Origin of the sequence: uncultured Campylobacter sp., from assembly GCF_938002845.1 — a bacterium.
GTDB lineage: Bacteria > Campylobacterota > Campylobacteria > Campylobacterales > Campylobacteraceae > Campylobacter_B.
This window is the reverse complement of record NZ_CALKZP010000047.1, coordinates 35,209-47,819: the sequence shown is the minus strand read 5'-3', so window position 1 is coordinate 47,819 and position 12,611 is coordinate 35,209. Positions and strand designations below refer to the sequence as shown.

Annotated in this window: 5 protein-coding genes; all 5 read right to left on the bottom strand. The window is 48.3% G+C overall.

Annotated features, from left to right (window positions below; genetic code table 11):
* Positions 1–346 precede the first annotated feature (346 nt).
* A complete protein-coding gene (locus tag Q0224_RS06990) occupies positions 347–559 on the bottom strand; it encodes a hypothetical protein (protein WP_297950129.1) in 213 nt (70 codons plus the stop codon).
* Positions 560–653: 94 nt separating this feature from the next.
* Positions 654–1,415 (bottom strand): EFR1 family ferrodoxin, encoded by a 762-nt coding sequence (locus Q0224_RS06985; protein ID WP_297950127.1) that lies wholly within the window; start codon positions 1,413–1,415, stop codon positions 654–656.
* Between the two features lie 550 nt (positions 1,416–1,965).
* Complete coding sequence (locus tag Q0224_RS06980; protein ID WP_297950126.1) at positions 1,966–3,516, bottom strand: flavocytochrome c; 1,551 nt, start codon at positions 3,514–3,516, stop codon at positions 1,966–1,968.
* Positions 3,517–3,787: 271 nt separating this feature from the next.
* Positions 3,788–8,953: an alpha-2-macroglobulin family protein gene (locus Q0224_RS06975; RefSeq protein ID WP_297950124.1), complete on the bottom strand. Its 5,166-nt coding sequence runs from the start codon at positions 8,951–8,953 to the stop codon at positions 3,788–3,790.
* A gap of 47 nt (positions 8,954–9,000) precedes the next feature.
* Positions 9,001–12,609, bottom strand: a complete 3,609-nt coding sequence (locus Q0224_RS06970; RefSeq protein WP_297950122.1) for a transglycosylase domain-containing protein — start codon at positions 12,607–12,609, stop codon at positions 9,001–9,003.
* Positions 12,610–12,611 lie beyond the last annotated feature (2 nt).

Genomic DNA, 12,611 nt, shown 5'->3' with positions numbered 1-12,611 from the left:
TTACCGCGAAATTCCGCGGCGAATTAATAAGGCAAGGCGCAGCATTTTATCCTTGGGCGAAGTGATAAGGCAAGCGCTTTAGAGCTTAAGTGGGCCGGCGCGGGTAATTTAAGAATTTTGAGGTATGCGGCAAAATAAGCCTTCGCTGAAATTTCACGGCGCAGTATTACAGAATAAACCTTTGCTAAAATTCTAAGACGCCACATTCGGCTCTAGAGAATTTAAATTTAGGAGTATCTAGCGACCGAGTAAAAATTTAAATACGGAGCAAAAAAAAGACGGACTGAGATTTAAGGCCGCCTACATAAGCGAAATTTTGTATTTTTGCCTGCTTCGTCCTCGTAGCTTACGGCGATATAATCAAAGCCGTTTGCCTTAACCTCCTGTTACGCGAGGCAGCCCCGCCGTTTATTAGTATGACCCTACTACCGCGCTCGTCGGTCTCGTAGTCGTAGTGGGTGCTATAGCCAAATTTTACGCGGATCTTGCACAGCGGTAGGTTAAATTTCACTAGCTCGCGACGAGTTACTTTTCCTGCGCCATATTCGTTGTAAGACATCGCGCTTTAGCCGTGCGCAGTGCTATCAAAAAGTAAAATTTCCTCGCCCGTTTTTACGCATTTGATTGCTAGCTTGCATGGTATGAGCTCGTCCTCACAAGTCTGCGGCAATGGACTTTTCTAAATTTTTCGCCCTGCCTAGGATCGTAATCGCCTTGTGCTCGCATATATTTACGCACCTGTAGCAAAGCGTGCACTCATCGCCGAATTGCGCCTTTTTGCAAGCGAGCTTTATGTTACGCATCGGGCAGGGCTTGACGCAAGCCCCGCAGCCGCTGCATCGCGATGGATCGAGGCTCGGCTTGCGCTTAGCAAAGGGGCTTTTGTCCCAAATTTTCATCCAAAGCCGCTGTCCTAAAAACCCTGCGATACGACAAAGCGCGCTCAGCCCCTCTTGCGGCGGACGGCCTGCGCTAAGCGCCTCCACAACGCGTCTGACTTTAGCGTCCGCCTCTTTGATTATGCGCTCGTTTTTCGCTTGCGAGTAGCCAAAAATCGCCACGTCGAGGATGAACGCGGGCATTTTGATATGAGCGCCGCCCGTTATGTTTGCGCCGAATTGTTTTAAAATTCTAGCCGCGCACCCTGCCCCGTCGCCGCTGAAGATCTCCATCGTAGCGAGGATGAATACGTTTTTGCCGCTAAAGCTCGCGCCGTTTCGGTAGAGGAAGTCGCGCACGATACGCGGCAGGTCGCTAAAATAGACGGGATATGCCAAGATAACGTCATTGTGGTGCTTTAAAAGCTCATTGCAAGCCTTGCTCTCGATCGAGACGCAAACGCCGCCAAGATGAGCGATGAGCCTATCCACGCAGTGCTTCGTGTTGCCCGTGGCGCTAAAATAGATCGCTATCATGCCCGCCCCCCAAGCGTACTTTATGTGACGAATTTTAGCGAAATTTAGCGTCGTTGATTGTTAAATAGATGAAATTTTACGCAAAATGCGCATGAAATTTTAAAATTTGATCGTGCACTCATGCCGCTACGGCGTCATAAAAGCGGCGTTTAAATTTAGCTTTTACCTAGTGTGCGCGATACGCACAAAACAGGGCTTACGCAGCGCAGACTCGGGCGACGCCGCAGAGTTTTGGCGCTACAAAATTTAAAACTCCCGCGTTATGAAATTTTAAAATTTTATGATTTGAAATTTTACCGTCGCGCCGCCGCGGGCGGCGAACGCACTCTCGTCCTTAGGCGTTACGACTTGGGCAACAAAGCCTTTTATGCTGTACGCATTTTACTGCTTCACGTACCTAGCCTTGTAAACCGCGACAGACCCTGCCGCCGCTCTACGTAGGATTTACGGATTGTGATGTGTCCTACTTCGCGTGAGTCCTTCGTACATCAAGCGTTTCGGCGCAAAGCATGTATGGCTACTTCGTGCCGAAATTTCGCGGGCGTTAAATTTAAGCCCCGATTGTTTCGCCAGCGATCATTCCAAAAACCATACAATCAAGGATCGCGTAGGTTCCGAGCCTGCTCGCGCCGTGCACGCCGCCGGTTACCTCGCCCGCAGCCCAAAGCCCTGGGATCGGCTCGTGATTAAGGCTTGAGATGACTTGAGCTTTGGTGTTGATCTCAAGTCCGCCCATCGTGTGGTGCACCTTCGGCATCGTGCGGCTTGCGTAAAACGGCGGCTTGGAAACGTCGATGCCGTCCAGCTTATCGACAACCTTGCCAAATTCCGGATCTTTACCGGCTTTGACGTAAGAGTTATAATCCGCGACGGTCTTTAAAAACGGCTCCAGCGGCAGGTTGTAAGCCTTCGCAAGCTCCTCTAGCGTGTCAAATTTCTTCACGACGCCCGCTTCTAAAGGCCTTGATGTATAGACCGGATTACGCGCGGCGACGGCTTGAGAGTCGCAGACGTTTACCGGATAGTTGTCGTTTTTCTCGCTCTCGCCGATAACCTTAAAGCAGGCGTCCGCCTTGATCTTGCGCCCTGCGTGCTCGTCCATAAAGCGTTTGCCGGTCTTTGGATCGACGGTTAGACCGTAGGTGTTGCAGCAGTGGTTGGTGAAATTTACTGCAGCGCCGAAGCCCTTTTCGTCGGGCGAGCAATATGGAAGGAACTGAATCCACGATGTTAGAAGGGTAAAAGCGCCGATTCTATTTGCCGCAAGCATCGCTCCTGCCGAGCTTCCCGGATGGTTGGTACTGTCTATCGTAGGTACTACACGCGGATCTTGGATCTGGCGGTACCATAGATCGCGCCCGTATCCGCCCGAGGCTAGCAAAACGCCGTCTTTGGCTTTGTAACTCTTTTTCTCGCCGCTTTTATTTTCCAAATCGTCGCTAAAGAGCTTTGGATCAAATTTATACTCCTCGCGCGCTTCTACGCCCACGACGCGGCCGCTATCGTCTACGATAAAATCGTCAAATTTCGTGCGGGTCTTGATCGTGACATTGGAATCGTTTTGAAGCTTGTTCATCATCGGCTGGATGTAGCCAGAGCCCGAGCCGTTGGTTGATTGCAAGCTTCTTGCGACGCTGTGGCCGCTTTCAAAGATCAACTTATCGCTAAACTCCGCTCCGCAGCCTACCAAAAGATCCACCGCATCGTTGCTGCGATCAAACATCACGCCTAAAAGATCGGTGTGGTTAAGCCCTAACCCGTCTTTTACGGCATCGGCGATAAAAAGCTCCTTACTATCTTTGATGCCCTGCGCTACTTGAAATTTATTCATCGGAGCAGCCATATTTCCGCCGTTGATGACGGAATTTCCGCCCGCGCGACCCATCTTTTCGAGCACTAGCACCTTTTTACCGCGTCCGCTGGCTTTAATCGCCGCGGCAAGTCCCGCAAAACCGGTGCCGATGATGACGATGTCGTATTCCTCGTCAAATTTGACATCCTTGGCGTTTTGTGCCGCGCACGCGCTACTAGCTCCCAGCGCAAGTGCCCCCGCACCCACTGCGCCAATCTTTAAAAAACTACGTCTTGATACGTCTTGCATTTGCAACTCCTTTAATTAAAAGTGTATATTTAAAAGAAATGATAACTCGAATTTAAAGGTAAGTCAAATAGAATAACGTTATAAATAGATAGTAAAAAGCTATAAAATATGGGCGTTGATATAAAATTTTGAAATTCGGCAGGCGAGCGGAATTGAAATTTTAAAATTTTATCAGGCGTTCGTTTACAAATATCTGTCGAGCATAAAAGAGCTCGGCGCGAAAATCGCAATTAATGCAAAATCCGCGCCGAGCCTTAAAATCGCTAAGCCCTTAGCGAGCGACTTTAAATTTAAGCGTTTGCAGATCGTAGTTATTTACCTGCTCGTATTGCATATCCTCGATAGAGATCGCAGGAAGCGCGCACGAGCCAGCCATAATCACGTTTATCGGAGTATAGATGACGCCGCTGCTATTCTCTCCGTCTCGCGGATCATAATAGAAATAGCCGCTTTTTGGGAAGCGAAGCACTCGGTCATACAGATACTCCGTGTGTTCTAGTGCCACGCTATCTTGCATGCCCTCGACTCTAGTCTGCGCAGCCGAGCCCAGGCGCTCATTGACCGCTTCAAAGCAGCTAGGCATAGCCTCATCGATTACGAAATTATAAAGATAATAATTTGCTCGCCAGCTGATCTTAGAGTAAATTTTCTGCCCTACTTTAAGCTTGTTTAGATCGACTATGTTGCCGCGAGCATCGAGAAACTCGCGATAAATTTCAACCTTCTTATCTCGGTCGTTATCAAACGGTCTATTTATGCTAAGCGGATTGTGTTTGACCGCAGCGCTTTCATATCCAAATCCCAGCACCGTAAAAAACAGCTCGCCGTTGCCGCTCATCGGCGTAAATTCTATCGAGCCGTCTTTAACCGCAAGCTTGGTATCCAGCGGCGAATTAAAATTTTTCGTCTCGCCGTCGTATTTCAAAGCAAAGCTAATATCTTTTTTCGCGTCCTTAAAATACGCATCGAATCCGCGTATTACGCTTGCTCGCTCCTGCGTATTGTTTATATTTTTTAGATCGCGAATGATCGCATCGACCGTGCGAGCCGTGCTATCATCTTTGATGCCAACCTTGCCGAATGCGTAGAGCTTAAAGGCGGCGTCTCTTATGTCGCTGGCAAAGGTCAAGCCCGCTCCGTCTTCGGCGTAATCATAATCCATTTGGTTTATTTTTTCACGCATGAAGTTAAACTCGGTCGTCATATTGTGCTTTTTAAGTATCGCAGCCATAGCAATGCGAGCCATCGGCGAGTTATCATAAAGGCCGTTGTCGTAAATGAAATTTATCTCATCATCATCCAGCTTGCCGTATTGATCTAGCACGAAATCCGCGTATATTCGAAGCGTCGCTTGATCTTCGTAGTCTGATTTTAAGGCGCTAAATATCAGCGATCTTTGCTTATTGCTAAGGAATTTATAGCGCGCGTCAAGCTCTAGTAAAACGTCGCTTGCGTAAATCGAAGCGTAGTAATTAGTAACGCCGTGAGCACTCCAGTAGCCGAAACTGCCGCTAGGTTTGAGACGAGATAAAATTCTACTTGCATACTCGTTTACGCGGTTGGTTAAGGTTTTATTGGAGTCTTTGCGTGCGACATAATCAACCGCTACCATCTTTGAAGTAAGCTGCTCGGTGCAGCCGTAAGGATAGAGATATAGCTCGTCCGCTAGGCTAAAAGCATTAGGCGTAGCGCTGATGTGAGTATAAATTTCTTTATAGCTCGGATCGATTTTGAGCGTTACCGGCTTATCGCCATAGCTTACGTGAAATATCTTTGAGCGCGGGAACTGGCTGATTATGTCAAATTCTACATCGTTGCTAAATTTCTGCCCATTTGCGTCAAGATCAAATTTAATATTTGCATCTGCAATATCAAGCGCGCTCGCGGTGAAGTTCGTATGCTTGACCTCAAGCGGTTTGAGCGTGAAATTTGCCTCACCGCCGCTTATAGCAACCGAAGGAGATGAGCTGATCTTCAAGACCGCCTTTTGTTCTTTATCAGTCGTATTGATGAGCGTAAGCGGCACGGAAATTTCATCGCCGCGCACCATGTAGGTTAGATCGGCGGGCTTTATGATCACGTCGTCTCGGACCTTGGCTTCGACGTTTGCCGAGCCAATCGTAGCCGTCTCTCCGATAGCCATGGCGCTTAGTCGGATCGTTGAGTTGAAATTTTTCGGCATCGCAAGCTCAAATTTCGCCTCGCCGTTTGCATCCGCTTTTGCGATCAGCATTTTGATAAATTTTTTCTGCTTTTTGTTTTCGACCGGGCTTAAATTTCGTTTAGCTTTTGCCATAATGCCGTCGCCGCCGAAGCTTAGCTCTTTAGCAGTAGTTTGATACACGCTAAGATCGTCGTAAATGTCGAAGTATCGCAACGCAAAATACGCGCTAACGTCAAACGCCTTAAATGCATCAAGTTCCTCTTGTGAGACGATATCTAAAATTCCAAGATCGACCGCGTAGAGTATGACTTTGGAATTTGGCTCGCTTTTTACGCTGATCTGCGCGTTTTGCCCATTTTTGTAGCTTTTCTCGGCTAGGATTTGCACGTTAGCCTTGTGCGAGCCCGCATCTAGCGCCATCGGCACGTTTGCATAGGCTCTAAGCGGCATTGCAGCGGGTGTCGCGGCGCGCGCGATTACAGCGTTGATGTGTCCGCCGACGAAATTCTCCGGCACGCTAAGCTCAAATTCCGCGCTACCGCCTTTTATGGATAGAATTTTATAGTCGTAAACCTGCTCGCCTACGAGCGAGATATTTAGCACGCCGCTTTCTACCGGAGAATTGATGACGCCTTTAATTTTATCTCCGGCTTTAACCTTGTCGCTTGCGAGTTTGATTTTAGCGCTTTGAACGTCTTTAGCGTTTACCCGTCCATAATATCCCCAGCCGCTTACGTCCACGCGCACGCCAGCACTTGCGCCGCTTGAGTAATCGTTTGCGACGATTAGATAATTGCCGCCGTTTTGGAATTTGTACTCAAACTCGCGCGCATCGGTGCTAACGGCGCTTACGAGATTAAAGCTTTCTTGCTCGACGTATCTGTTGCCGTCATAAACGTAAGTAAAATCGTCGCGGTAAATTTCAACGTCGATCTTGCCTTTAACGTCGGTTTTGGTTTTGGAATCTAGCAGCGCAAAGCCGAATTTTACGCTATCTCCGCTTGAAATAAAATCCTTGCTCGCGCGAATTCCTACGATACGATCATAAGGCAGATAGCTCAGGTTGCGATATGCACTTACGTTTTTGCCCTCCTCGGTTACGCTGAAATTTAGTAGAATATTTATGGCGTTAGAGACATTAAGATCAGCTGCTGCCGGCGAGAGTGCAAGCTCCTTTTTACCGGCGGGGCTTAGTGTAAATTCCGCCCTGCGAAGCTGCGTAGCGCCCTTTTTCTTTAAGCGATCGTTTAGAAACGAAAAGCCCTCGTAGCCTTTAATTTTCAGCTCTTTTTCATAGGCGTTTGCTTCAAGCGAGCCTTTCAAATCTCCAGCCGGCGCGCCTGCAAGATAGTTTGAGCTTAGCTTTAAAGTTATGATCTCATCTGCGCCGTATTCATCTTTGGCAGTGAGAATTTCATTTTTAATGCGGTTTGGGACGAAATTTTCTACGCTGAAGTTTTTAGAAGCGATGATTTTATCCTCATAGATGAGATCCAGGCGGTAAGTGCCGCTTTTTTCACCCATCAGCTCGTCTATTTTAACGCTGCCGAACTCATCGGTGTTTTGCGCGCGCGTGATGACCGCAGTGCCGCTAGGATCGTAAATTTTAAATTTAATCGGCGTATTTTTTAAAGAGCTAAAATCGCGATTTTTCATCACGATCGTGCCTAAAAGCCGCTCATTCGGGCTTATCAGCTCACTCGCGAGATAAACAAACGGACGCTTTGCAGTAATCGTTTTCTCGACGCTTGCTACGGCGTTATTAAATAGCACGAACGCATGCTCATCGCCTTTACTAATCTCGATAGAGCGCGGATTTTTGGCTAGAATTTCCATATTTTCTAATCTTAAAATTCCATCTCCGTCCGTTTTATCCTCTACGATTAGCTCGTTTTTATCACTGTAAATTTTAACCTTCGCTCTACTTAGCTCCTCGCCATTACTAAGCCTAGAAGTATAAATTAGCGCACCGCGCTCAAGCAGCACCACTTGAGCCGTAATGTCGCTAAGATAAGCTACGCGCGAAATCTCTTGCATCTTTTCGCCCACTTTGTAAAACGCCGTGATTTTATAAATTCCATCCTCATAGCCTTTAAAATCCATCGCGATTTTATGCTCCGCGACGGCGTTTTTAGCGCCTCCTATATCAAAGCTCTTAACCGCGATCTCGCTAGCTAACCCACCTACGCTATCTTCGTTGCTTTCAAAGTTTAAAAAATACCTAAAATTTTGCTCAGGGACTTTGGCAATCGAAATTTTAACCTCATTTACGTTTGAGCTTTTAAAAGCTAACGAAGCGGATTTTGGGATGAAATTTTTCTCGTCGCTAAAGGCTACGAAAGGCAGCCTGTCGCCCATTTTTACGCTTTGTTTTATCTCGTCACGCAAAATATATGAGCTATCTCCGAAGCCCTTTAGCAGCCTAATCTCGTAGCTTTTATTCGGCATAAACTCGTCGCTTACTATATCTGCATAGTAGTAGCATGAAGGATCGTCGCTTTCGCCATCCTCTTCATCTTCGTCATAATAATAATATCGCGGCTGAGTGAGGCTAAATTTACTCACGCCTGCGATTCTTACGTATTTGGCGGACAGCTCGTCCATATAGTTAGGAAAACACACTCTAGCCGCGAGCGAGCCGTCTTTTAGAGCCGCAGGGCGGATCTGCACGCCGCTTAAATTTGAAGCGTTAATGCTATCATTAAAAGGCTCCTCGTCCGTGCGCAGCTCCACCGGATTTTGTAGCTTTGCGCCCGCTTTTGAGGTGAGGGATTCTATTTGCAATACGACGTTTTGCGCCTTAGGATCGAAGCTGAATAAAAAATTCCGATCATCGTGCGAGCTAAGCTCGTAGGATATGTCGTTTTGGGCTAAATTCTGCGCGCGGTAAATTCTAGTCGCTTGCTGTAGCACGTCCTTGCTAACCGCATCGTTAAATTTAATTGCCACTAGCCCCGGACGCAGAATCGCGATATGCTCGGTGCTAAAAGGCTCTGTCTCGAACTCAAAGCGCACCCCGCGCGCCTCGCACGAATAATTAACCCCGGCGCTAAGCATCGGCTTTGGATAGAGCCTGATTGAGCTCTCGCTCACGCTTTCGTAGGTGCCCGTGATTTTGGGAGTGCATTTTAAGATCTGCTTTTGCGTGACGCTAAATCCACTGCCGTCCACCCCGCTAATCTCGTAAGCCCCGCTAGCGTATTTGATCTCTACGCCCGCGGCAAAGCTAGCCAAAGCGCAAAATAGCGCTGCGCTTAGTAGTTTTGTCTTCATAAAATTCCTTTGCAAAAATTTTACGAAATTATATACAAATTAACCTTTTATTTTCTTTCATTTACTCTAAAATTTGCTTTAGCGAAATTTGCATTTTCGTCCAGACAGCCAAGCTCAAAATCCCCTGTTCCAAGACTTAGCGTAAAAGCCTCGCCGTTAGTGCGCGCAAAATATTCTCCCGTTTTAACTTTAGAATTTGCAGGCGCTAGGCTTTGCGTGGTAAAATCTCGTGCCGCAGAATTTTGCTGCGAGGAATTTTGATCTGTGAAATTTTTCTCTGTGAAATTTTGAGCCTCCGAATTCTGCTCTGTGGAATTTTGCAAGATAGAATTTTGCGACGCCAAATTCCGTGTGGCTGGATTTTTAGTTATAAAATTCCATCCCGCAGAATTTTGCTTCGTAAGATTTTGTGTTTTTACATTCTGTAACGCTAAATTTTGTCGCATAGAATTTTGTACCGCAGAATTCTGTTCTACAAAATTTTGCTGTGCTAAATTCTGCTTTAAAGTATCTTGCTGCGCCGCGCTAGAATGCTTGGAATCCAAATCCGCGGAATTCTCCCCCGTAAACGCAGTGGAATTTAGCGCTATAAACTCCCGCGAACCGCCGCTTAGCTTGATATATACCCGCTCGCCGAAAACCGCCGTGCACTGCACCTTTAGCCGCAGCGTGCCGTCCGCGCCGGTCTCGTAGGTTTTGGCGTTGATGTCGTTTAGTACGGGCTTTACGGCGGCAAATTTAGCCGCACACCTTCCTGTGCGCACCTTTTGCGGATCGACCAGCCCGTGTTTTAGCAGATAAAAAAGCTCGCTCGTGCCGTAAATTTCGCACTCCTCGTTGGGCTCAACCCCATCTATAGTAAGATCATCGGCGCTTTGAGCGCACTCCTTTTCGCGGTACGCGTCGGTGCATACCCGCCGCAAGCTCACGCCCGTGGGACGCGCAAACTCCGCCTCGCCCAGCATGCCCGATTTATCGAGGAAGGCAAACATATTAAACGCCACTTTCGCCGCACTCACACCGCCGCTAAGATCTCTAGTCTTGGAGCCGTCGAAATTTCCCAGCCAGACGCCGAGTGTAAATTTAGGCGTGAGCGCGACGGTGTAGAGATCGCGCGCATCGGCGCTCGTACCCGTTTTAAACATCAACGGCGGCGCGTTTAGGGTATTTTGCCACACCGAGCCGAGATAGGAGCGCGGCGCGTTTCTTAGCATCTGCGTTACGATGTAGGCGCTCTGCGGGGTTAAAATTTTGGCATCATCGCCGATCTCTGCGCCCGCTATTTCGAGCTTCCGCAGCTTGCCGCCATTTGCAAACGCGCTGTAAAGGCGAGCAAGATCCATTAGGCTCATCGAAATACTGCCCAGCGCGATACCTGCGCCGTAATAATCCTTGCTAAACTCCGCCAGATGCGCGCCGCTAAGCATCTCATACAGCCCGTCGTCACCCAGCATCAAATTTAGCTTCACCGCGGGGATATTTAGGCTCAGACTTAGCGCGTCGGTCGCACTCACCGCGCCCAAAAACCCCTGGTTGTAGTTGCGCGGCACATAGCCCGCGAAGGTTATCGGCGCGTCGATCAGCTTCTTTGAAGGGGTGATGAGCCCGTGCTCAAGGGCTTTAGCGTAGATGAAGGGCTTGAGCGTCGAGCCTACGTTTTTTTGTGAGCGCACGCCGTCGTTTTGCCCATCATTGGCGCTAAAATCGTGGCTGCCGACATAGGCGATCACGCTCATACTTTCGTTGTCGATAAGCACCGCGGCGCCGTTTCTAACGCCCTTGTCGCGTAGGGCGAGGATCTCGCTTTTCAAAAAACCCTCAAGCGCGATCTGGGTTTTTAGATCCAAGCTCGAATAAATTTTACCCTCGTTTAGACGCGCAAGCTCCTGCGCTCGCGCAGTTTGCTCTTTGGACTGCGCGCTCGCTTCGGAATTTGCGAAATTTCCCCGCGCCTTGGCGTTGGGAGCGGAATTTGCCCGCGATTCGGCGCTTGCAGCAGAATCCGTCTGCATTTTGGCGTCTGAAGTAGAATCTGTCTGAGCATTAGCGTTCGACGAAGCGAAATGCGTCTGAGCACTAGCGTCTGAAATGGAATTTGCCTGCGGATCAAAATTTACGCTCGGCCGCTCGCTAGAGTTTGCATCTGCCTGCGGATTTTGCGGCGGATGCGCAGCATCTTGCCGACTATTTAAATTTAGATTTTGCTGATTTTGCGAGTTTTGATGCGGATGTGCGGTACCGACGACATTCTGCCGCTTGTTTAAATTTATATCCGCACTCGGATTTTGCGGCAAATACTCGGTTTGTCGTTTATTTGAATTTGCATCTGCGCTAAAATTCTGCGGCGAATACGCAGCGCCTCGTTGCCCGTTTAAATTTAGACTTTGCGAGTTTTGCGACGGATGTGCGACATCAATTAAATCTCGCCGCTCATCTAAATTTGCGCTCTTTCGTTCATTTGGTTTTACGCTTTTTGGTTCATTCGGTTTTGCGCCTTCCTGCGATTCTACGCCTTCGCGCTCGTTTAAATTTAGCCTCGTTCGTCCGCTAAAATTTAAACTCTTTGGCGCGTCTGTTTTAAAATCCGCCTCTTTGGAATTCATTTCTTTCGAATCCGCTCCCGCCTTCGCGTTTGCGGCATTTGATAAATTTGACTCACTCCTTGTCGCAGCCGTAAAGCCTGATTTGGCACTCGCCGCGTCCGAAAAATCTGACTCTGCCCCCGCCGCGGTTCGGCGTGTAGACGAGCTTGCTTGCCCTGTCGTCGCGCCGGGCGTGCCGCCCTGCTTTAAATTTTGAGTGAAATTTACGTCATCTTTGGCGGTAAAATTCTGCATTTTATAATTGTTAAACGCCAGTAGCGCGTAATGCGGCGCATAATTGGGCGCTGCGTAGCGCCTGGGCGAAAACGGCTCGGCAAGAGCGCGCTCGTACTCACTCTGCGAGATCACGCCGCCCTCTCGCAGCTGCGAAATTAGGCGGTTTTTGAGCGCGTTGATGTTTGATCTGCGGTCTAGGCGGTTTTTGTTCGGGTTTTTCGGGATTACGCTAAGAAGCGCGATTTGAGCGTTGCTAAGCTCGCGCAGGTCCTTTTTGAAGTAAAAATACGCCGCGGTCTTGACTCCCTCGATGTTGCCGCCGTATGGGGCGAGGTTGAAATACATTCCTAAAATTTCATCCTTGCTGAAGTGCCACTCCAGCTGAAAGGCGTTGAAAATTTCGATGATTTTGTTCTTGTAGCTGCGCTGTTTGGGGCGCATCATACGCGCAACCTGCATCGTAATCGTCGAGGCTCCGACGCGCTCGACGTTACCCTCGCTTTTTTTAGTAAAATTTTGCGTAAAATTATACGTAGCCGCGCGCAGGATCGAGGCTGGATTGACGCCGAAATGGTAGTAAAAATAGCGATCTTCGAAGTAGATCGCGCTTTGTTTCAGCCGCGGCGGTATCTCGTCCGCGCTCGCGTAGAAGCGCCAAATTTGATCGTCGCTGATCTGCATATTTAAAATTTCTCCGTTTCGGTCATATAAAATTCTACTCTTCTGCTTATTTAGCATATCCAAATTTAGCGGATAAAGCGCGTCCAAGATCAAAAACATAGCGAATGCAAATGCGCAAAATAGCGCGATTTTTAACGTAAATTTTAGAAATTTCATCG

What these genes read in the sequence shown, in the direction of transcription:
- Q0224_RS06990 (WP_297950129.1), bottom strand. Translation starts at nt 559, where the DNA reads ATGTCTTACAACGAATATGGCGCAGGAAAAGTAACTCGTCGCGAGCTA.
- Q0224_RS06985 (WP_297950127.1), bottom strand. Translation starts at nt 1,415, where the DNA reads ATGATAGCGATCTATTTTAGCGCCACGGGCAACACGAAGCACTGCGTG.
- Q0224_RS06980 (WP_297950126.1), bottom strand. Translation starts at nt 3,516, where the DNA reads ATGCAAGACGTATCAAGACGTAGTTTTTTAAAGATTGGCGCAGTGGGT.
- Q0224_RS06975 (WP_297950124.1), bottom strand. Translation starts at nt 8,953, where the DNA reads ATGAAGACAAAACTACTAAGCGCAGCGCTATTTTGCGCTTTGGCTAGC.
- Q0224_RS06970 (WP_297950122.1), bottom strand. Translation starts at nt 12,609, where the DNA reads ATGAAATTTCTAAAATTTACGTTAAAAATCGCGCTATTTTGCGCATTT.